The sequence below is a fragment of the Pseudomonas sp. CC11G genome (assembly GCF_056174845.1).
Map to the genome: position 1 here is coordinate 293752 of NZ_JBWBZC010000003.1, position 21376 is coordinate 315127.

Sequence of the window (21376 nt, forward strand, 5' to 3'; positions counted from 1 at the left end):
TCACACATTCTGCTGCTCCCCTTTCGGATCGAAGAACACCGAGCCACAGATTTCCGCTTCGACGAAACGGCCATCGGCCAACGGTGCAAACACCTTCTCGCCCATGCGTTTCAAACCGCCTTTGACCATCGCCAGGGCAAAGCTGTAACCCAGGCTCGCGCTGTAGTAGCTGGAGGTCACGTGACCGACCATGGCCATGGGAATTTGCTGCTGGGTGTCGAACACCAGTTGCGCGCCTTCGGGCAGCACCAGGTTCGGGTCGACCGGTTTCAAGCCAACCAGCTGCTTGCGGTTCTCGCGCACGCAGTCTTCGCGGTTCATGCCGCGCCAGCCGATCCACGAGAACGGCTTGGTACGGCCGACGCACCAGCCCATGTTCAGATCGTCCGGGGTCACCGAACCGTCGGTGTCCTGGCCGACGATGATGAAGCCCTTCTCGGCCCGCAGTACGTGCATGGTTTCGGTGCCGTACGGGGTCAGGTTGAACTGCTTGCCGGCGGCGACGATTTTCTCCAGCACGCCCATGGCGTAGTCGGCCTGCACGTTGATTTCGTAGGACAGCTCACCGGTAAACGAGATACGGAACACCCGCGCCGGTACGCCGCCCACCAGGCCTTCCTTCCAAGTCATAAAGGGGAAGCCTTCACGGTCCAGATCGATGTCGGTGACCTCGGCCAGCAGCTTGCGGCTGTTGGGGCCGGAGAGGGTCATGGTGGCCCAGTGGTCGGTCACCGAGGTGAAGTACACCTTGAGGTCCGGCCACTCGGTCTGGTGGTAAATCTCCAGCCACTGCATCACGCGGGCCGCGCCGCCGGTGGTGGTGGTCATCAGGAAGTGGTTGTCGGCCAGGCACGCGGTCACGCCGTCGTCGAACACCATGCCGTCTTCTTTGCACATCAGGCCGTAGCGGGCTTTGCCCACGTCCAGCTTGGTCCAGGCGTTGGTGTATACGCGGTTGAGGAACTCGCGGGCATCCGGGCCTTGAATGTCGATCTTGCCGAGGGTGGAGGCATCCAGCAGGCCGACGCTGTCGCGCACGGCTTTGCATTCGCGAGCCACGGCGGCGTGCAGGTCTTCACCGTTTTTCGGGAAGTACCACGGGCGTTTCCACTGGCCGACGTCTTCGAACTCGGCGCCTTGCGCCAGGTGCCAGGCGTGCAGCGCGGTGTAGCGCACCGGGTCGAACAAGGCGCCGCAGTTACGCCCGGCTACCGACCCGAAAGTCACCGGGGTGTAGTTAGGGCGGAACATGGTGGTGCCCATCTGCGCAATGCTGATGTTCAGCGAACGCGCGGCAATCGCCAGGCCGTTGATATTGCCGAGCTTGCCCTGGTCGGTACCAAAACCGAGGGCGGTGTAGCGTTTCACGTGCTCGACCGACTCGAAGCCTTCGCGGGTGGCCAGCTCGATACCGGCGCTGGTCACGTCGTTCTGCAGGTCGACAAACTGTTTCGGGCCACGGGCGGTGGACTTCTCGTGGGGCACCTGGAACAGCGCAATGCTGGCTTCTTCGCTGCGTGTGGCCACGCTGGGCACTTCACCGCTGACCGGGGCAAAGCCCACTTCGCCAGCGGCTTTTACGCCGGCCTCAAACCCATCGGCCAATACATCGCCGAGCTGGAACACGCCGTTGACGGCACCGGCACACACGCGTTTCTGAAACCCTTCACCCGGCACAAAGGCCAGCAGGTCTTCACGCCAGATCGGCTTGCCGCCCAGGTGCGAGGCCAGGTGCACAACCGGGCTGTAGCCGCCGGAGGTGGCCACAGTGTCGCACTCCAGCCACTCGCCGGGGCTGGTGACTTTATGGCCAACCGGGTCGATGGCGGCGACACGTGCCGCACTCACCCGCTTACTGCCACGGGTTTCAATCACGGCGCTGCCGGTGAGAACGCGGATGCCTTTGGCGCGGGCTTCTTCCACCCAGGCGCCGCGTGGGTTGCCACGGGCGTCGGCGATGGCCACGACTTTCAAGCCGGCTTCCAGCCAGTCCAGCGCGACGCGGTAGGCGAAGTCGTTGGTGGTGGACAGCACCAGCTGTTTGCCCGGTGCCACGCCATAACGGCGCACATAGGTGGACACGGCGCCGGCGAGCATATTGCCCGGCACGTCGTTGTTGCCGTACACCAGCGGACGTTCATGGGCGCCGGTTGCCAGCACTACACGCTTGGCGCGTACGCGGTGCATACGTTGGCGCGTCTCGCCGAGGGGAGCGACTTCACCAACATGGTCGAAACGACGTTCGTGAATGGTGAGGAAGTTGTGGTCGTGGTAGCCGTTGACGGTCGAGCGCGGCAACAGCAGCACCTCGGGCATGGCTTTCAATTCAGCGACCGCCTTGGCCACCCAATCGGCCGCCGGGCGACCGTCGAGGCTTTCGCGGCTGTCCAGCAGTTGGCCGCCGAACTCTTCCTGCTCGTCGGCCAGAATCACCCGTGCACCGGCACGGCCAGCGGCCAGGGCAGCGGCCAGACCGGCCGCACCGCCACCGACCACCAGCACGTCGCAGTGCTGGTTCATATGGTCGTAGCGGTCCGGGTCGTTTTCTTTCGGCGCACGGCCAAGGCCGGCGGCTTTACGGATGTATTTCTCGTAGGTCATCCACATCGACTGCGGATACATGAACGTCTTGTAGTAAAAACCGGGCGCCATCATGTCGCCGCCGACCTTACCCAGAATGCCCATCACGTCGTTGTTCACACTCGGCCAGCCATTGGTGCTGGTGGCGACCAGGCCGCTGTAAAGCGCCTGTTGCGTGGCACGCACGTTAGGAATCTGCGTGGCTTCACGGGAACCGATCTGCAACACGGCATTCGGCTCTTCGGCACCGGCAGCGACGATGCCGCGCGGGCGCGAGTATTTGAAGCTGCGGCCGACGATATCGACGCCGTTGGCCAACAGGGCTGCGGCCAGGGTATCGCCGGCAAAACCCTGGTAGGTGGTGCCGTTGAAGGTGAAGGTCAGCGGCTGGTTACGGTTGATCCGGCCACCGTTGTTCAGGCGGTTGATCTGGCTCATGCCTGTTCTCCTGGGGCGGCCGCTTTCGGTTTGGCGGTCACCGAGGGTTTCTCGCCAATTTTGTAGGTTTCGAAAATCTCGTAGCTGATGGTGTCGCGGGTCGCGTTGAAGTACTGGCGGCAGCCGGCGGCGTGAATCCACAGCTCGTGGTGAATGCCACGGGGGTTGTCGCGGAAGAACAGATAGTCGCCCCACTCCTGATCGGTGCAGCCGTTGGGCTCGAGCGGACGAGGAATATGGGCCTGGCCGGCCGCATGGAATTCCTCTTCAGCGCGTAACTCGCCACAGTGAGGGCAGAAAATTTGCAGCATGGCCGTACCTCCAGAATTCGTGTTTTGCTCCCCTCTGCCCACTTGTGGGAGAGGGGCTGGGGGAGAGGGTTTTGCCTTGCGGCTAACAGCCCCTCACCCGCCCTTCGGGCACCCTCTCCCGCACGCGGGAGAGGGGATCGCCCCTGATTAGTGCGCTACCGCTGCCGCGCCGTGTTCGTCGATCAACGCGCCGTTATGGAAACGGTCCATCGAGAACGGCTTGGCCAGCGGGTGCATTTCGCCAGTGGCCAAACTGGCGGCAAACACATGGCCCGAACCCGGCGTGGCCTTGAAGCCACCGGTGCCCCAACCGCAGTTGAAGAACAGGTTCGTCACCGGCGTTTTGCTGATGATCGGGCAGGCATCCGGCGAGGTGTCCACGATGCCGCCCCACTGGCGGTTCATGCGCACGCGGCTCAATACCGGGAACATCTCGACGATGGCTTGCAGGGTGTGTTCGATGGTCGGGTAGGAGCCGCGCTGGCCGTAACCGACATAACCGTCGATACCGGCGCCGATCACCAGGTCGCCCTTGTCGGACTGGCTGATGTAACCGTGCACGGCGTTGGACATGATCACGCTGTCGATAATCGGCTTGATCGGCTCGGACACCAGCGCCTGCAACGGATGGGATTCCAGCGGCAGACGGAACCCGGCGAGCTTGGCCATATTCCCGGAGTTACCGGCCGTGACCACGCCGACGCGCTTGCCGCCGATAAAGCCTTTGCTGGTTTCCACGCCGATGACCACGCCGTTTTCCTTACGGAAGCCGATCACTTCGGTTTGCTGAATCAGGTCCACACCCAGGGAATCAGCGGCACGGGCATAGCCCCAGGCCACGGCGTCGTGACGGGCCACGCCGGCGCGGCGTTGCACGGTGGCGCCCATCACCGGGTAGCGAGTGTTTTTCGAGCAGTCGAGGTACGGAATTTCCGCTGCGGTCTGCTTGGCATCCAGCAGTTCGCCGTCGATGCCGTTAAGGCGGTTGGCGCTCACCCGGCGCTCGGAGTCGCGCATGTCTTGCAGGGTGTGGCACAGGTTGTACACGCCGCGCGGCGAGAACATCACGTTGTAGTTGATGTCTTGCGACAGCCCTTCCCACAGTTTCATCGCGTGTTCGTACAGGTGCGCCGATTCATCCCACAGGTAGTTGGAGCGCACGATGGTGGTGTTACGTGCGGTATTGCCGCCGCCCAGGTAACCCTTTTCGATCACCGCCACGTTGGTGATGCCGTGCACTTTGGCCAGGTAGTAGGCGGTGGCCAGGCCATGGCCGCCACCGCCGACGATGATCACGTCATACACCGGTTTGGGTGTGGGGTTGCGCCACATGCGCTGCCAGTTTTCGTTATGGCTGAGCGAGTGCTTGAACAGGCCGAAGCCGGAATAACGTTGCATCAGAGGTGCTCCTCGCTGCGTCCCCGCGCCGACTGCTGGCGCGAGGCGGGTGAAATCAAACCGGTGAGATCATTTGTAGACGGGGAAATCCGCGCACAGGGCGGCGGCCTGCTTGGCCACCTGCGCCTCGACATCGGCATCGCCGAGGTGGTCGAGGATGTCGCAGATCCAGCCTGCCAGTTCCACGCTCTGCGCCACTTTGAAACCACGGCTGGTAATGGCCGGCGTACCGATGCGCAGGCCCGAGGTCACGAACGGCGACTGCGGGTCGTTCGGCACGGCGTTCTTGTTCACGGTGATGCCGGCACGGCCGAGGGCGGCGTCGGCGTCTTTGCCGGTCAGGCCCTGACGAATCAGGCTGACCAGGAACAGGTGGTTGTCGGTACCGCCGGACACCACGTCGTAACCGCGCTCGATAAATACCTTAGCCATGGCCTGGGCGTTGTCGATCACTTGCTGCTGATACACCTTGAAGCCAGGCTCCAGCGCTTCCTTGAAGCACACCGCTTTGCCGGCAATCACGTGCATCAGCGGGCCGCCCTGGCCACCGGGGAAAACGGCGGACTGGAATTTCTTTTCCAGGTCCGGGTTGGCCTTGGCCAGAATCAGACCGCCGCGCGGGCCGCGCAGGGTTTTGTGGGTGGTGGTGGTGACCACGTCGGCATAGGGCAGCGGGTTCGGGTACAGCCCGGCAGCGACCAGACCGGCCACGTGGGCCATGTCGACGAAGAAGTACGCGCCCACCTTGTCGGCAATTTCGCGGAAACGCGGGAAATCCAGGGTTTTCGAGTAGGCCGAGAAACCGGCAATGATCATTTTTGGCTTGTGCTCGACGGCCAGGCGCTCGACTTCGTCGTAATCGATCAGCCCGGTTTCGGTGTCGATGCCGTACTGCACGGCGTTGTAGAGCTTGCCGGAAAAACTCACTTTTGCGCCGTGGGTCAGGTGGCCGCCGTGGGCCAGGCTCATGCCCAGCACGGTGTCGCCGGCTTGCAGCAGGGCCAGGTAAACAGCGGCGTTGGCCTGGCTGCCGGAGTGCGGTTGCACGTTGGCGTAGTCGGCGCCGAACAGTTCCTTGGCGCGGTCGATGGCTAGCTGCTCGACTTTATCCACATGCTCACAGCCGCCGTAGTAACGCTTGCCCGGATAGCCTTCGGCGTACTTGTTGGTCAGGCCGCTGCCCTGGGCTTCCATCACGCGCTTGCTGGTGTAGTTCTCCGAGGCGATCAGCTCGATGTGGTGCTCCTGGCGCGCTTCTTCAGCGTCGATATAAGCCAGCAGTTCATCGTCGTAGCCTTTGATCTGGTCGTTTTTGCTGAACATCTCGGTCTCCAGCGACAGCGGCTGCCGCAACATTATTAGAGCGCCCACCCCGGCATGCGGAGCGGTTCTGCGTTGTTAGCGATTCTGCGAAATAGCCGGCCCACCCATATGCCTGTTTGCGACGTCAAAATGCTCAATCCGACCAAGGCCGTACGCCGTCATGAACCGTCGCTCTTTGAAACGACACATGGCCGACCCGCGCTACAGTGTTGGCCATCGCCGTAAGCAGGATTTCCCGCCATGACCGACAACACCCAGCAATTCGCCAGCGACAACTACTCCGGCATCTGCCCGGAAGCCTGGGCCGCCATGGCGCAGGCCAACCAGGGCCATGAGCGCGCCTACGGCGAAGACCAATGGACGGCCCGCGCCTCCGACCATTTCCGCCGCTTGTTTGAAACCGACTGCGAGGTGTACTTCGCCTTCAACGGCACCGCCGCCAACTCGCTGGCCTTGTCGCAGCTGTGCCAGAGCTACCACAGCGTGATCTGCTCCGAGACCGCCCACGTCGAAACCGACGAATGCGGCGCGCCGGAGTTCTTTTCCAACGGTTCCAAGCTGCTCACCGCGCGCACTGAAAACGGCAAGCTGACGCCAGACACCATTCGCGAAATTGCTCTCAAGCGCCAAGACATCCACTACCCGAAACCACGCGTGGTCACCCTTACCCAGGCCACCGAAATCGGCAGCGTGTACCGCCCCGAAGAACTCAAAGCCATCAGCGCCACCTGCCGCGAACTGGGCCTGAACCTGCATATGGACGGCGCACGCTTTGCCAACGCCTGTGCGTTCTTGGGCTGCTCGCCGGCCGAGCTGACCTGGAAAGCCGGCATCGACGTGCTGTGCTTTGGCGGCACCAAAAACGGCATGGCCGTTGGCGAGGCGATTCTGTTCTTCAACAAAGACCTGGCCGAAGACTTCGACTACCGCTGCAAACAGGCCGGGCAACTGGCCTCGAAAATGCGTTTTCTGTCGGCACCCTGGGTCGGTTTGCTGGAAAACGACGCCTGGATGAAATACGCCCGCCACGCCAACCACTGCGCGCGGCTGCTGGCCGAGTTGGTCAGCGATATCCCGGGGGTGAGCCTGATGTTTCCGGTGGAAGCCAACGGCGTATTTTTGCAACTGTCGGAGCCGGCCATTGAAGCGCTGCGGGCGCGGGATTGGCGGTTCTATACCTTTATCGGGGCCGGCGGCGCGCGGTTTATGTGTTCGTGGGATACGGAAGAAGCGCGGGTCCGTGAGTTGGCGGCGGATATTCGGTTGGTGATGCAGGGGTAAGCCTGTAAGACCTCCGCACCTGGGTCCCAGCGACCGGAGTTTTTGTTAAGCCCACCGTCGTCCCAGCGCAGGCTGGGACCCAGAATCTTGAGCCAACCACCACTCACCGAGCCGCTCATGGACGACCGACACGCTAATAAATCCCTCCCCCAGCTATTAATGCTGCTGCCAATGGAGCTGGGCTGGATCGCCCTCACCCTGCTATCGCCCGTGTTTCTACCCTTGAGCCTCGGCGTCACCTTCTGGCTAGCGCTGTTCCCCGCCTGCGCCCTGTTCAACCGCTTCCGCGGCCAGATCCCCTACCGCCTGCAACAGCTGCAATTCTTCTGGCTGATCGGTTTGGGGATTGGCATCGGCCGCTCCATTCCTGCGTTCTGGCTGGCGTTCTGCGTGGGCGCCGCGGTGATGATTGGGGGCCTCGTACTGCTCATCAAACTCCCCAAACGCCTGGGCTGGACCCTGCAAGAACAAAAGCCTGCAACACCCGACGCACTGGAACCCACTCCCACCACCAGCGAATGGCGCGGCGCCAGTGCCTGGGGTGGCGGCGAGCCCGAGGTAACGCCCGAGGGCGACCCTATTCGCCTGCTGGACGTCTGCGAAATCGCCATGGGCGGCCCGCTGGTCTGCGACTACCTGCTGCCCGACGGCAGCGTGGTCTTCAACGCCAGCCCCTCGGCGCAGTTCTCCACCAACGGCCGCTACTTCGTCTCGCCCATGCCCAGCCGCGGCCGCTGGGGCTTGCTGATTTACGACCGCCAGGAACGGCTGCTGCATCACTGCAACATCGACCAGTTCTGGGAGCTGGATGAAGTCACCGACACCGAGGTGGTCGGCCGGGTCAGCCCGCTGACCTCGGACGCGGCGTATCGCCTGTCGTTGAGCGACTTGCTCGCCAATGCCCACGTGCAAACGATGGTCGCCGTGCGCGATCTGTGGCTGCCGGACGCGTTCTGGCAACACCTGCAAGCCGACCACCAATCCCGCACGCTGCCGGCGCCCAAGGGTGCACCGAAGCTGGAACTGCATACCTGGATTCCCGACAGCCTGATGCCGATGGAAGACCCACTGGCACCGCTGCGCTATCCCGTCGGTGAACTGTGGCTGGACGGCGCCGCCACCGGCCTGATGCTGCGACAGCCCGATCCCGAAATGGTGTTCAGCGACAACGGCTCGGCCTTTGTCTGCGCCGCCACACGCGGCGAGCACAGCGGCTACTGGTTATGGCAACGCGGCCAGGCGTGGCGCTTGCTGGATCACGTCTGGCAACGCAAAGACCGCGAACCCCACAGCACGTCGCCCACACTGATAGCCCTGGAAGCCGAGCACGTGCGCCTGCGCATGGAGTGGGCGCAGCCGAGTCTGGAGTACGGCAACCACGGCCCCGTGACCTCGTACACCTACAGCCAGCTAGAACTGGAAGTCGGCCAGACGCGGCGCGGCAAACCGCAGCTGGGTTATGCCGACATGGCGGAAGTGGACGTGCTGTTGCCGCTGAACGACGCGCCGCTGTTGCTGCAAAGCGCGCCGCTGAAAGCGGTGAACGCATGACCTGGCAACCGTTGCGCACTAGCAAGAAAGGCGACCTTTGCGCCTACCAATGCCAGATCGGAACCTGGCAGGTGCCGGGCGATTGGGTGCTGGAACATCGGGTGTCTGACTGCGGCCACTTTATTGCCCTGATCGCCTTCGCCGATGCTCCGGCGGTGCTGCACCGCGTGGCGATTGCCGAGCCGCGTAGCGAGAGTCTGCATTGGCTGGCAGACGATATTCTCGACGTTCATCTGCAGGGTTTTATCCACGGCCAACTGCACCTGCTGCGCTTGCTGGGGCGTAATCGGTATGTGCCGGTTACCGGGCCCGGCCAGGGCAATCCGGAGCGCGAAAGCCAATTCGAAGAGCCCGCCCCGGCGCCTGGGGTGGCCTATGACTTTGCGCAACGGGACGGTGATTGGCGGCTGTTTTATCGGCAGCAGCATGCGTGTGTGATGGAAGGTGCGTGGCGGTTGCAAGAACTTCGCTCGCCTTACGATTCTGGATCCCTGCCTTCGCAGGGATGACGGAAGTCTCTTCCAAGAACACCGTCATCCCTGCGAAGGCAGGGATCCAGAATATGTCAGGCAAACATCGCCCGACCAATCACCTTGCCGCCTCCACTATCTGCACTATGTTGTTGCTCCTGCACATCAGCCGGAGCCCGACCATGTCTACCCTCACCCTCCACTACGCCCCGCAAAGCCGCTCGCTGGGTTCACTGGTGCTGCTGGAAGAACTCGGCACGCCCTATGCGCTGCATGTGATGAGTCTGGACAAGGGCGACCAGCGCCAGCCGGCTTACCTGGCCATCAACCCGATGGGCAAGGTGCCCGCCATCGTGCACAACGGCGCGCTCATTACCGAGCAAGGGGCGATCTTTATCTACCTCGCCGATCTGTTCGCCCAGGCGAGTCTGGCGCCCGCCATCGACGATCCGTTGCGCGGGCCGTACCTGCGCTGGATGGTGTTCTATGGGTCGTGCTTCGAACCTGCCGTGGTAGACCACTCGCTGCAACGCGAACCCGCACCCAAGCGGCGTTCGCCCTATGGCAGCTATGACGAGGTGCTGGCGGTAGTCGCGGCGCAGTTGGCCAAAAGCCCGTATCTGCTGGGGGAACGTTTTAGCGCGGCGGACGTGTTGTGGGCCTCGGCGTTGAACTGGACCACGCAGTTTGGCGTGGTGCCGTTATTGCCGGCGTTCAAAGCCTATATCGACCGCGTCACCAGCCGCCCGGCGTACAAGCGGGCGGTGGCGAAGGATGCGGAGTTGTTGAAGGGACAAACGGTGTAAGACGCAACATTCTGGATCCCCGCCTACGCGGGGATGACGGTGTTCTGGAATTTAACTTCCGTCATCCCCGCGCAGGCGGCGGTCCGACGATTCGGGATCCAGAATCGCAAAGGTTGCTCAATAATCGATGACCACATCGCCCTTCGGCACACTGCAACACGAGAGGATGTACCCCTCATCCACGTCCTCGTCGGTGATCCCGCCGTTGTGCTCCATCTCCACCTCACCCGACGTTTTCATCACCTTGCAGGTGCCGCAAATGCCCATGCCGCAGGCCTTGGGAATATGCAGCCCGAGCTTGGCCGCCGCCGCGTGCACGGTCTCGCCCGGCGCTACGCGAATGCTTTTACCGGTGGCGGTGAACTCCACCTGATTGAGGTCGGCGGCATCCGGCGCCGGCGCATCGGCGGCCTGCTCGGCGTGCACGATGGCTTCGGCTTTGTCCTCGGCCGGCGTCGCGCCGAAAGACTCTTCGTGGTAGCGGCTCATGTCGAAGCCATTGGCTTCCAGCAGGCGTTTTACCGCGCTCATGTAAGGCGTTGGCCCGCAGCAGAAAATCTCCCGCTCGCGGAAGTCCGGGGCAATCAGTTCCAGCATCGGCTGGTTGAGGTAGCCGCGATAACCGGCCCACGGCTCACCTTCACCGTGCTTCTCGCAGATGATGTGCAGGGCGAAGTTACGGATGCGCGAGGCCATATGGTCGAGTTCGCGGCGGTAGATCACATCACGCGGCGAACGGGCGCTGTGTACGAACACCATGTCGACGTTGGCGTTGGTATCGAAATACCAGCGCGCCATCGACATCACCGGTGTAATGCCGACGCCACCACTCAAATACAGCACTTTGTCGTTGGGGAAATCGATGGCGTTAAAGAGACCGACCGGGCCGTGCACCGGCAGCTCATCGCCTTCTTCATGTTGTCGTGCAGCCAGTTCGACACCCGGCCGCCAGGCACGCGCTTGATGGTCAGCGAAAAGCTGTACGGCACCGAGGGCGAGCTGGAGATGGTGTACGAGCGCATGATTGGCTGGCCGTCGATCTCCAGCTCCAGGGTGACGAATTGCCCCGGTTTGAAGAAGAACATGATCGGCTGGTCGGCCATAAAGCAGAAGGTGCGCACATCCCAGGTTTCCTGGATCACCTTGACGCAACGCACCAGGTGACGGCCATTGGCCCAGGTCTGGGTGTTGACCGGATTGAGGAAGGTGTTGGACATGTTCGCTCCCGCGCTGAATGCCTGGATGTCGCTCGGACTATGGCGCCGATTGTGGGCACGCGCCTAGTGGGTCACTTACCTATCTGCGACATCGGCATGCTCACCGCGACCAGCCCCCAACCATAGGGGCTAGCGCGTCGGAAACGGAATTGGCCGTGTCGCCCATGGATAAGGCCATCGACACGCCCGACCCCACACTCCACCTCATTCTAGAGAGCGCCGTACAAGCGCCTTGCGTGAACACCAACCGCCATTTTTCGCTGCGCGCACACCGCGATCAGCCATGAGGACAGATAGATGGACACCACTACCCTGAGTTTGGGCGACCCGCTGGAACCGGCACGCAAGGCCACCGCCGACATGCTGCAAAACGCGAGCGCACCTATTCGCTGCCGCAGCCGTTTTACAGCGACGAGCGCCTGTTCGATATCGACATGCAGGAGATCTTCCACAAGGAATGGTTGATCGCGGCATGACCTGCGAGATTCCGGCCAAAGGCAACTACCTGACCTTCCAGTTGGGCAAGAACCCGATCGTGGTGATCCGTGGCGCCGATGGTGCAGTCAACGCCTTCCATAACGTGTGCCGTCACCGTGGCTCGCGCCTGTGCACTGGCGAGAAAGGCAAGGTCGCCAAGCTGGTGTGCCCATACCACCAGTGGACGTATGAGCTCGACGGTCGCCTGCTGTATGCCGGCACCGAAATGGGCGACGACTTCGACATGAAGAAGTTCGGCCTCAAACCCGTGCATGTGAAAGTGGCTGGCGGTTATATCTTCGTGTCGCTGGCTGAAAACCCGCCGGCCATCGACGAATTCCTCTCCACCCTGGCCCATTACATGGAGCCCTACGACATGGAGAACACCAAGGTGGCCGTGCAAACCACCTTGATGGAAAAGGCCAACTGGAAGCTGGTGATCGAGAACAACCGCGAGTGCTACCACTGCAACGGCTCACACCCAGAATTGCTGAAAACCCTGCTGGAGTGGGACGACGTCACCGACCCACGCGCCGACCAGGCCTTCAAAGACCACGTGGCCGCGTCCGCTGCCGCCTGGGATGCCGAAAAAATTCCGTACGCCCACGCCAGCTTCGGCCTGCGTAACCGCATCGTGCGTATGCCGCTGTTGAAGGGCACCGTGTCGATGACGTTGGACGGAAAACAGGGTTGCCAAAAACTGATGGGGCGCATCAAAAACCCGGACCTCGGCTCCATGCGCATCCTGCATCTGCCGCACTCGTGGAACCACTGCATGGGCGACCACATCATCGTGTTTACCGTGTGGCCGATCAGCGCCCAGGAAACCATGGTCACCACCAAATGGATCGTGCACAAGACGCCGTCGAAGGCGTGGACTACGACCCGGTGCGGATGCGCCAAGTGTGGGATGCGACCAACGACCAGGACCGGCGATTGGCGGAAGAGAACCAGCGCGGGATCAACTCGACGGCGTATCAGCCGGGGCCGTATTCGAAGACGTATGAGTTTGGCGTGGTGAATTTTATGATTGGTATAGCGAGCGGTTGTTGAGCAATTTGGGGGCGGCGCCGGCGCCTTATTTGTACGGCATCAAGACCCAGTAAGGGGTCCGGCAACGATCTTGGGCGGGGTTCGAAAGGTGTCTTACCGGGAGATTCTGGATCCCCGCCTGCGCGGGGATGACGGCGTTGGTAGGAACATCTCCGTCATCCCGCGCAGGCGGGGATCCAGAATTTCAGACAGTTTGCGCGATCTCGAACCTACACCCTGAACCGCGCCACCATCCCATTCAACTCCACCGCCAACCGCGACAGATCCTGACTCGCCGCTGCCGTCTGATTGGCACCGGCCGATGATTGCAGCGACAGATCACGGATATTGGTCAGGTTACGGTCCACTTCCCGCGCCACCTGCGCCTGCTCTTCCGAGGCGCTGGCGATCACCAGGTTGCGCTCGTTGATGGCTGAAATCGCCACGGCAATTTCATCCAATGCTCCGCCTGCCAACTTGGCTACTTCCAGGGTTGAACGCGCCCGCTGATTACTGTTCTGCATGGCGTTTACCGCCTGGTCGGTGCCTTGGCGAATGCCGCCGACCATCTGTTCAATTTCCTGCGTCGACTGCTGCGTACGGTGCGCCAGCGCCCGCACTTCATCCGCCACCACGGCAAACCCGCGCCCGGCTTCACCGGCACGCGCCGCTTCAATGGCGGCGTTCAGGGCGAGCAGGTTGGTCTGTTCGGCGATGGAGCGGATCACGTCGAGCACCTGGCTGATATCGCGCACTTTGTCCGCCAGTTGCAGCACCTGATCGGCCGAGGTGGTGACGTCATCGGCCAGGCTGGAAATCGAGTTCACCGTTTGCTGCACCTGCTCGCGGCCACGCTGGGTGGTGCGGTCGGATTCGCGCGAGGCTTCGGAGGTGATCACGGCATTGCGCGCCACTTCTTCCACGGCGGTGGTCATCTCGTTGACGGCGGTGGCGGCCTGTTCGATTTCGTCGTTCTGCTGGTGCAGGCCGCGGGTGGAATCTTCAGTCACCGCGCTCAATTCTTCCGATGCCGAAGCCAGCTGGTTGGACGAATCGGCAATGCTCTGGATGGTGGTGCGCAGGCTTTGCTGCATGGTGTGCAAGGCCGCCAGCAAACGCGCCGGCTCGTCGGAGCCATCCACTTGAATACGTTCGGTCAGATCACCCGAGGCGACGATTTCGGCGCTACGCAGCGCGCGGTTCAGCGGGTTGACGATGCTGCGGTCAGCAGCAGCGCCAGCAGCACGGTGGCGATGGCGGCCAATACCATGGTGATGATTACCCAGGTGCGGGCGTTGACGAAGGTGGCGCTGGCCGATTCTGCCGCCTCGGTGGCGCCGTGGGTGTTGTACTCGCTGAGCGCGCGCAGGGCTTTGGCCATGGCGTCGGCCTGGGCGTTCATTTCGCCGCTGACAACTACCAGGGCTTCATCAATCTTGTTCTGCCGGGACAATTCGACGACCCGGCTTTGCTGTTGCAGGTAACCGCTTTGCGCTGTTTTGAAGGTCTGATACAGGCGGGTTTCTTCGCCTTCATCAACCAACGCTTCGTAGCGGGCCTGGGCGGTCTGCATGTCGCTTTTCAACTGCTCGGCGCGCGCTTCGTTGTCCTTTAGAGCCTGCGGGTCGCGGATCAGCAGCAGTCGCAGCGTGATGGTGCGCAGCCGCAGCGCACTTTCACTGAGGTTGCTCAGCGCCAGCACACTGGGCAACCAGGACTGATCCACCTCTGCCGATTGCTCACGCATGCTCGACATTTGCAGCAAGGCAAAACCGCCGAGGAAAAACACCAGCAAGGCAACGAGGCCGAAGCCCAGGCCCGCGCGGGGCGCGATATTGAGGCTGCGTAGATTCATGGAGAGTCCATCCTGTAGAAAATCAGTTATTCGAGCGTAACTGCCTATCGGCGGCAAACTGCCACCACTTGATATGACGGCCATACAAAAAGCCCAAGGCACTGAATGCCTTGGGCTTTTTGTTTGGGCGTAATCGTAACAGGATGTTTATAAAGATTTACAACCCATCCCCCGTCGTCCCAGCGCAGGCTGGGACCCAGAATTTCGGATTTGGCGAGATATTGGGCCCGGCGCGAGAGCCTGGATCCCAGCCTGCGCGGGGATGACGGTGTTAGCTGCTATCTAGCGAATCACGCCCTCTTCCAGCAACAACTTGAAGATCGCCTCAGCGCCTTCCTCGGCACTCACATCCTTAAGCACCTGCCCACCGCCACCGGCCGCTTTCGCTGTCGCCGCTTTCATCCGCTCGGCGCCGGTTTTGGCCTTGATCACTTTCAACCGCTTGGGCCGTGGCCGCGCCGGTTGGAAGTTGGCGTTGGTCAGCAGATCGTCATCCAGCACTTCCACTTCGTCGGCCCGCAACGTGCCGCGACGGGCCGGGCCGAACGCACTCTGCCGCGCAGTGGGAGCGGCATTGTCGACGCTGGCCAAAAACGGCAAGCGCACCTGCAAGCGCCGACGCTGACCACGGGGCAACGCTTGCAGCACTTGCGCCACACCGTTTTCGACCTTTTCCACTTCAGCCAGGCCCACCACCAGTGGCCAGCCCAGTTGTTCGGCCAGCAGGAACGGCAGCATGCCCGAGCCTTCGCCGGTTTCGGCCTGGCTGCCGGTCAGCACCAGCTGTGCGCCGCTGCCTTGTAAATAGTCGAGCAGCACCGGCAGCACATCGGCGCCGCTGGGTTGCTGCAAGACGCTGAGTTCGTTCAGCCCCATACCGAGGTACGCACGCAGCGCTTCTTCCTGCGCATTGCCGGCATGCAGCACCTGCAATTGGTCGCCGGCCAGACGCAGTCCCAACTCGACGGCGCGGGCATCCTGCTCGGCGCGGCGGGCGCGGCCGGAGGTGGGGTGGGCGCCGATGGACACCAGGCACAACACGTTGAATGGCTTAGGCTGCATCGCGATTGCCTCCGGCGCGGTGCGCGGCCATGCGTTCGATAAGGGCGGCGAGAATGGCCGCCGAGTCGCCGATTACCGAGAGGTCGGCGCGTTTGATCATGTCGCAGCCAGCATCCAGGTTCACCGCCACCACCTTGTCGCAGGCACCAATGCCTTGCAGGTGCTGAATGGCGCCGGAAATACCCACGGCCAAATACACCCGCGCCGTCACCCAGGTGCCGGTGGCGCCGACCTGACGATTGCGCGCCATATGGCCGTCGTCTACCGCCACGCGCGAGGCGCCTTCGGTGGCGCCGAGGGCCACGGCGGTGCGGTGGAACAGGTCCCAGTCTTTGATGCCGTTGCCGCCGGAGAGAATAAATTCGGCTTCGGCCATCGGCGTTGCCGCCGGGTCGACAGCCACGGCGCCGAGGTCTTCGATACGGGGCAGGCAGCGGGCGACTTCGTTGTCGAGCGCGAGCGCCAAGGCTTCATGACGGGTTTCGCTGACCGGTTCGGCGCATTCGCTGGCGGCCAGAATTACCCGCGCCAATGGGCGTTGCAGATCCTGCTGGCCCGCACCCGCGCGGCCGATGCAGTGTTCGTCGGTGACTTGCCACACGCGAGTGGCCGGGCGTTCGCCCAACTGTGCAGCCAGACGCCGACCCAGCTCGCCACCGCCCGTGCGGCTATCGGGCAGCAACCAATGGCGCGGCTGGAATTGCCGCTCGATGGCGGCGAGGGCCTGCACCTGTTGCTCGGGCGCATAACCGCTGTAGAGCGGGCCTTCGAACTGCAGCAGTCGGTCGACGCCAGCGGTGTCGAAGCTGCTTTCTTTATGCTCGCCGAATACCACCGCCAACACCGCGCCTTCGCTGCCGGCCAGCTTGTGGGCCAGGCCCAGCAGGTCGCGGTCGTGGGTGGTCAGGCGGCCGCCGACCAAATCGGGGACGACCACGATGTAGAAGCGTGGCGCGGCGACGGTATGCAGCGGCAACTGCACGGCGGCGGTCTGGTTGGAGCGCTTGGTTGTACCGCCTTGTTGAGCGCCGCTGCGGTCGATGCGTTTTATCCCGTTGGGGCCGATAAAGCCGACGGCGTGAGGGTTCTTGCGGATGATGCCGTTGGGGCCCATCCAGCTGGTTTCGCTGCGCTGCATGGCGGCGTGCAACGGGTGCAGGCGGTTGCGGGCGATGCGCTCGGCGCGGGGGTCGCGGCGGATGATGTCAGACATGGCAAACCTCCGCCGCGCGGTTGCTTCTTGTAGGAGCTAGCTTGCTAGCGAAGCGATAGTGCGGCGAACGTAAAAGCTTCGCGAGCGAGCTCGCTCCTACGAGGGACGGAGTGGCATTCAGATTCATCATTCCACCACCTCCACCACACGCTTCACGGCCACCGCAGCCGGCGCTTCCAGCAATACGTCGGCCACCAACTCGGCAATGTCTTTAATCTGCGGCCGCGGCTCCACCACCCCTTCGAGCATCGCCGTGCACTGCGGGCAACCCACGGCCACCAGCTCGGCGCCGGTCTCTTTGATATCCACCATGCGCATATCCGGAATCCGCTGTTTGCCGGGAATATCGGTAATCGGCGCGCCGCCACCGCCGCCGCAGCAGCGGGAACGGAAGCCCGAACGTTGCATCTCTTTCACTTCAATGCCGAGCGCGCGTAACACATCACGCGGCGCTTCGTACTCGCCGTTGTAGCGGCCGAGGTAGCAGGGGTCGTGATACGTCACCGAGCCGCCTTTGTGCTGGCCAAGGTTGAGTTTTTGCCCGGCAATCAGCTCGGCAATAAAGGTGCTGTGGTGCAGCACCTCGTAATTGCCACCCAGGGCGCCGTATTCGTTTTTCAGTACATGGAAACTGTGCGGGTCGCAGCTGACGATGCGCTTGAAGTTGTATTTGCCCAGCGTGGCGATATTGCGGTTAGCCAGGCTTTGGAACGTGGCTTCATCACCCAGGCGGCGGGCCACGTCGCCGCTGTCGCGCTCTTCCAGCCCGAGCACGGCGAAGTCGACATTGGCGGCTTTCAGCACTTTGACGAACGCGCGCAAGGTGCGCTGGTTGCGCATATCGAAGGCGCCGTCGCCGACCCAGAACAGCACATCGGTGGTTTTCTTTTCGCTGAGCAGCTCGAGGTTCAAATCCGCCGCCCAGTTCAACCGGCCGCCGGGGTTGAAGCCGCCGGGGTTGTCGGTGGCGATCAGGTTTTCCAGCACCTCGGCGCCCTTGTTTGGCGTGGCGCCTTTTTCCAGAGTCAGGTGGCGGCGCATATCGACGATGGCATCGACGTGCTCGATCATCATCGGGCACTCCTCGACGCAGGCGCGGCAGGTGGTGCACGACCACAGGGTTTCGGCATCGACCAACCCGTTGACGATGGGTTGATGCGGACCGCCGCTGTGTTCGCCAACCGGTTTGCCACCGCCGTCAAGGGATGGGTATGGGCTCCCGGCAAATTTGGCATCGGTGCCGCCGGCCAGGCCGACCACCATGTCCTGAATCAGCTTTTTCGGGTTCAACGGTTGGCCGGCAGCAAAGGCCGGGCACGCCGCTTCGCACTTGCCGCACTGCACACAGGCGTCGAAGCCGAGCAGTTGGTTCCAGGTGAAGTCGGTGGGTTTTTCCACGCCCAGTGGTGCGTTGGGGTTGCTCAGGTCCAGGGCTTTCAAGCCGGTGGAACGAACACCACCAAAACGCTCGGCGCGGCGGTGCCAGGCCAGGTGCAGGGCGCCGGCAAAGGCGTGTTTCATCGGCCCGCCCCAGGTCATGCCGAAGAACAATTCGGACACACCCCAGGCCACACCAATGGCCAGCACCAGCGCCAATATCCAGCCACCAAAATCGGCGGGCAGAATGCCGGCCACCGGCAAGGTGGCGATAAAGAAGCTGGCGGAAAACATCAGCAGGCTTTTCGGCAGGCGCATCCACGGGCCTTTCGACAGCCGCGACGGCGGGTCGAGGCGGCGCTTGGCGACAAACAGCGCACCGACAAACATCAGCGCACTGGCAGCCAGCAGGGCGAAGCCGAGAATACGGTTATGCAAGCCAAAGCCATGCACCAGAATCGCCAGCACGGCGGCCAGCACAAAGCCGCCAGCGGTGGCGACGTGGGTGTTGGCGATGTATTTGTCGCGGGCCACCACGTGGTGCAGGTCGACCATATAGCGCTTGGGCATGGCCAGCAGGCCGCCAAGCCAATCGACCTCGGCCGCACGGCCACGCCGCCACATGAAAAAGCGCTTGCCCGCACCAATCACGGCCAGCAGCAGGGCAGCGAATAGCAGGATGGGCAGAAGGGTGTTCAACATCGTTGGTCTCCACAATTCAGTCCCCTCGCCCCTGCGGGGAGAGGGTTAGGGAGAGGGGGTGCAGGCGACGCGAATCACCGATAAAAAGCCCCTCTCCCCCGGCCCCTCTCCCGCAAGCGGGCGAGGGGAGACCAGCGGCATCAGAAGTCCTTACACAACCGCAACGCGTCATAAATCGCCGCGTGGGTGTTGCGCTGGGCCACGCAGTCGCCGATGCGGAACAACAGATAACCGTCCCCCGCTTCGCTCAGGCACGGCTGCGGCTTGATCGCGAACAGGGCCTCGACATCAATCTGGCCTTTGTTGCGCGAGCCTTCTTTCAGCGCGTAGTAAAGCGTTTCATCCGGGCGAACGCCGTTCTCCACCACCACCTGATCGACCACCCGTTCCTCTTTGGCGCCGGTGTATTCGTTCTCCAGCACAGCCACCAATTTGTCGCCTTCGCGGTAGACCTTCTCCAGCATCATGTCGCCGGTCATGATCACGTCTTTGGGGTACATGCTGCGGTAGTAGGTCGGGAACGACGTGCCGCCCATGGCCACACCCGGCTTGGTGTCGTCGGTGACGATCTCCACCTGCGAGCCTTTGTCGGCCATAAAGTCAGCCACCGACATGCCGGTGAATTCGCAGATGGTGTCGTACACCAGCACGTTCTTGGCCGGCGCCACCTTGCCGTCGAGCACGTCCCAGCTGCTGACCACCAGGCCTTCAGCCGAGCCCCAGTGTTCGTTCTGCTCCAGGTACGGATGACCGCCGTTGGCCAGCACAATCACGTCCGGACGCAGATCCTGAATGGTCGCCACATCGGCGCCGGTGCCCAGGCGCAAATCGACTTTCAGGCGGGCCAGCTCAAGCTGATACCAGCGGGTGATACCGGCAATCTGGTCACGCTGCGGGGCTTTTGACGCCGTGGTGATCTGGCCGCCGAGCGCGTCTTTCTTTTCAAACAAGGTCACGTCGTGGCCACGTTCGGCGGCTACGCGCGCCGCTTCCATGCCGGCGGGACCGCCACCGACGACCACCACCTTGCGTTTCACGCCGGTGGTTTTTTCGATGATATGTGGCACTCCCATGTATTCGCGGGAGGTGGCGGCGTTCTGGATGCACAGCACGTCCAGGCCTTGGTACTGGCGGTCGATGCAGTAATTGGCGCCAACGCACTGCTTGATCTGGTCGACCTGGCCCATCTTGATCTTGGCGATAAAGTGCGGGTCGGCGATATGCGCGCGGGTCATGCCGACCATGTCCACATAGCCGCCGTCGAGAATACGGGTGGCCTGGTTCGGGTCTTTGATGTTCTGCGCGTGCAGCACCGGGACCTTCACCACTTCCTTGATGCCGGCCGCCAGGTGCAGGAACGGCTCCGGCGGGTAGCTCATGTTGGGGATCACGTTGGCCAGGGTGTTGTGGGTGTCGCAACCCGAACCCACCACGCCGATAAAGTCGATCATGCCGGTGTTGTCGTAGTACGTGGCGATCTGCTTCATGTCTTCGTGGCTCAAGCCATCCGGGTGAAATTCATCACCGCAGATACGGATGCCCACGCAGAAGTCCGGACCGACTTCCTGGCGAATCGCCTTCAATACTTCCAGGCCGAATTTCATCCGCCCTTCGAAATCGCCGCCCCATTCATCGGTGCGTTTGTTAACCCGTGGGCTCCAGAACTGGTCGACCATATGCTGGTGCACGGCCGACAATTCGATGCCGTCAAGGCCGCCTTCTTTTGCGCGTCTGGCCGCTTGCGCGTAGTTGCCGATCACCCGCCAGATCTCTTCCACTTCGATGGTTTTGCAGGTGGCGCGATGCACCGGCTCGCGGATACCCGACGGCGACATCAGGGTCGGCCAGTTAAAGCCGTCCCAGCGCGAGCGGCGGCCCATGTGGGTAATCTGAATCATGATCTTGGCGCCGTGCTTGTGCATGGCATCGGCCAGATTCTGGAAGTGCGGAATGATGCGGTCGGTGGAGAGGTTGACCGAACTCCACCACTCCTGCGGGCTGTCGATCGCCACCACCGAAGAGCCACCACAGATCGCCAGGCCGATACCGCCCTTGGCCTTCTCTTCGTAGTACTTGATATAGCGCTCGGTGGTCATGCCGCCATCGGTGGCATACACCTCGGCGTGCGCAGTGCTGAGCACGCGGTTGCGGATGGTCAGTTTGCCGATCTGGATCGGCTGGAACATCGATTCAAAAGCCATTACGGCAACCTCACGGAAGGGCGACCTATTTTCTTTTTTCTTTTGTGGGAGAGGCTTCAGCCTCGATGGCCTTTACTCGGTG

General features: G+C 62.5%; 14 protein-coding genes and 2 pseudogenes. 5 read left to right on the top strand and 11 right to left on the bottom strand.

Annotation, left to right across the window (positions count from 1 at the left end):
- From AC0V2S_RS05985 to glyA, 4 genes are all read right to left on the bottom strand, one after another.
- Complete coding sequence (locus tag AC0V2S_RS05985) at nucleotides 1–3018, bottom strand: sarcosine oxidase subunit alpha (RefSeq protein WP_475508928.1); 3018 nt, start codon at nucleotides 3016–3018, stop codon at nucleotides 1–3.
- A complete protein-coding gene (locus tag AC0V2S_RS05990) occupies nucleotides 3015–3329 on the bottom strand; it encodes a sarcosine oxidase subunit delta (protein ID WP_475508929.1) in 315 nt (104 codons plus the stop codon). Before AC0V2S_RS05990 ends, AC0V2S_RS05985 begins: the two co-directional genes overlap by 4 nt.
- A 147-nt stretch (nucleotides 3330–3476) precedes the next feature.
- Nucleotides 3477–4727, bottom strand: a complete 1251-nt coding sequence (locus AC0V2S_RS05995; protein ID WP_475508930.1) for a sarcosine oxidase subunit beta family protein — start codon at nucleotides 4725–4727, stop codon at nucleotides 3477–3479.
- Between the two features lie 69 nt (nucleotides 4728–4796).
- On the bottom strand, nucleotides 4797–6050 hold the full coding sequence (glyA, locus tag AC0V2S_RS06000) for a serine hydroxymethyltransferase (RefSeq protein ID WP_475508931.1): 1254 nt from the start codon (nucleotides 6048–6050) through the stop codon (nucleotides 4797–4799).
- Between the two features lie 240 nt (nucleotides 6051–6290).
- Here glyA and AC0V2S_RS06005 point away from each other — a divergent pair, with 240 nt between their 5' ends.
- From AC0V2S_RS06005 to AC0V2S_RS06020, 4 genes are all read left to right on the top strand, one after another.
- Complete coding sequence (locus AC0V2S_RS06005; RefSeq protein WP_475508932.1) at nucleotides 6291–7331, top strand: threonine aldolase family protein; 1041 nt, start codon at nucleotides 6291–6293, stop codon at nucleotides 7329–7331.
- A gap of 117 nt (nucleotides 7332–7448) precedes the next feature.
- The gene (locus tag AC0V2S_RS06010; RefSeq protein WP_475508933.1) at nucleotides 7449–8882 is read left to right on the top strand and encodes a hypothetical protein; all 1434 of its coding nucleotides are present in this window, start codon (nucleotides 7449–7451) and stop codon (nucleotides 8880–8882) included.
- Nucleotides 8879–9391: a hypothetical protein gene (locus AC0V2S_RS06015; RefSeq protein WP_475508934.1), complete on the top strand. Its 513-nt coding sequence runs from the start codon at nucleotides 8879–8881 to the stop codon at nucleotides 9389–9391. Before AC0V2S_RS06010 ends, AC0V2S_RS06015 begins: the two co-directional genes overlap by 4 nt.
- Before the next feature lie 143 nt (nucleotides 9392–9534).
- The gene (locus AC0V2S_RS06020) at nucleotides 9535–10158 is read left to right on the top strand and encodes a glutathione S-transferase family protein (RefSeq protein ID WP_475508935.1); all 624 of its coding nucleotides are present in this window, start codon (nucleotides 9535–9537) and stop codon (nucleotides 10156–10158) included.
- A 117-nt stretch (nucleotides 10159–10275) separates the two neighbouring features.
- On the opposite strand, the pseudogene gbcB reads toward AC0V2S_RS06020, so the two are convergent.
- Nucleotides 10276–11375, bottom strand: a pseudogene (gene gbcB / locus AC0V2S_RS06025) (glycine-betaine demethylase subunit GbcB).
- Nucleotides 11376–11672: 297 nt separating this feature from the next.
- On the opposite strand from gbcB, the pseudogene gbcA reads away from it, so the two are divergent.
- Nucleotides 11673–12958: pseudogene (gene gbcA, locus AC0V2S_RS06030) on the top strand (glycine-betaine demethylase subunit GbcA).
- A 156-nt stretch (nucleotides 12959–13114) separates the two neighbouring features.
- Here gbcA and AC0V2S_RS06035 read toward each other — a convergent pair.
- The 6 genes from AC0V2S_RS06035 to dgcA all read right to left on the bottom strand — a co-directional run bounded on the left by AC0V2S_RS06035 (nucleotide 13115) and on the right by dgcA (nucleotide 21294).
- A complete protein-coding gene (locus tag AC0V2S_RS06035; protein ID WP_475508997.1) occupies nucleotides 13115–14203 on the bottom strand; it encodes a methyl-accepting chemotaxis protein in 1089 nt (362 codons plus the stop codon).
- Complete coding sequence (locus AC0V2S_RS06040) at nucleotides 14086–14739, bottom strand: MCP four helix bundle domain-containing protein (protein WP_475508936.1); 654 nt, start codon at nucleotides 14737–14739, stop codon at nucleotides 14086–14088. The genes AC0V2S_RS06035 and AC0V2S_RS06040 overlap by 118 nt, the downstream gene beginning before the upstream one ends.
- Nucleotides 14740–15021: 282 nt before the next feature.
- Nucleotides 15022–15801, bottom strand: coding sequence for an electron transfer flavoprotein subunit beta (gene etfB, locus AC0V2S_RS06045; RefSeq protein WP_475508937.1), 780 nt, complete (start codon nucleotides 15799–15801; stop codon nucleotides 15022–15024).
- Nucleotides 15791–17014: an electron transfer flavoprotein subunit alpha gene (gene etfA / locus AC0V2S_RS06050; RefSeq protein WP_475508938.1), complete on the bottom strand. Its 1224-nt coding sequence runs from the start codon at nucleotides 17012–17014 to the stop codon at nucleotides 15791–15793. The genes etfB and etfA overlap by 11 nt, the downstream gene beginning before the upstream one ends.
- 126 nt (nucleotides 17015–17140) lie before the next feature.
- Nucleotides 17141–19093 carry a dimethylglycine demethylation protein DgcB gene (gene dgcB, locus AC0V2S_RS06055; protein ID WP_475508939.1) on the bottom strand — a complete coding sequence of 651 codons (1953 nt, stop codon included), beginning with the start codon at nucleotides 19091–19093 and terminating at the stop codon, nucleotides 17141–17143.
- Between the two features lie 140 nt (nucleotides 19094–19233).
- Nucleotides 19234–21294, bottom strand: coding sequence for a dimethylglycine demethylation protein DgcA (gene dgcA, locus AC0V2S_RS06060; RefSeq protein WP_475508940.1), 2061 nt, complete (start codon nucleotides 21292–21294; stop codon nucleotides 19234–19236).
- Nucleotides 21295–21376 lie beyond the last annotated feature (82 nt).

Coding starts and splice junctions, on each gene's coding strand:
- AC0V2S_RS05985 (WP_475508928.1), bottom strand. CDS start 3,018: ATGAGCCAGATCAACCGCCTGAACAACGGTGGCCGGATCAACCGTAAC.
- AC0V2S_RS05990 (WP_475508929.1), bottom strand. CDS start 3,329: ATGCTGCAAATTTTCTGCCCTCACTGTGGCGAGTTACGCGCTGAAGAG.
- AC0V2S_RS05995 (WP_475508930.1), bottom strand. CDS start 4,727: ATGCAACGTTATTCCGGCTTCGGCCTGTTCAAGCACTCGCTCAGCCAT.
- glyA (WP_475508931.1), bottom strand. CDS start 6,050: ATGTTCAGCAAAAACGACCAGATCAAAGGCTACGACGATGAACTGCTG.
- AC0V2S_RS06005 (WP_475508932.1), top strand. CDS start 6,291: ATGACCGACAACACCCAGCAATTCGCCAGCGACAACTACTCCGGCATC.
- AC0V2S_RS06010 (WP_475508933.1), top strand. CDS start 7,449: ATGGACGACCGACACGCTAATAAATCCCTCCCCCAGCTATTAATGCTG.
- AC0V2S_RS06015 (WP_475508934.1), top strand. CDS start 8,879: ATGACCTGGCAACCGTTGCGCACTAGCAAGAAAGGCGACCTTTGCGCC.
- AC0V2S_RS06020 (WP_475508935.1), top strand. CDS start 9,535: ATGTCTACCCTCACCCTCCACTACGCCCCGCAAAGCCGCTCGCTGGGT.
- AC0V2S_RS06040 (WP_475508936.1), bottom strand. CDS start 14,739: ATGAATCTACGCAGCCTCAATATCGCGCCCCGCGCGGGCCTGGGCTTC.
- etfB (WP_475508937.1), bottom strand. CDS start 15,801: ATGCAGCCTAAGCCATTCAACGTGTTGTGCCTGGTGTCCATCGGCGCC.
- etfA (WP_475508938.1), bottom strand. CDS start 17,014: ATGTCTGACATCATCCGCCGCGACCCCCGCGCCGAGCGCATCGCCCGC.
- dgcB (WP_475508939.1), bottom strand. CDS start 19,093: ATGTTGAACACCCTTCTGCCCATCCTGCTATTCGCTGCCCTGCTGCTG.
- dgcA (WP_475508940.1), bottom strand. CDS start 21,294: ATGGCTTTTGAATCGATGTTCCAGCCGATCCAGATCGGCAAACTGACC.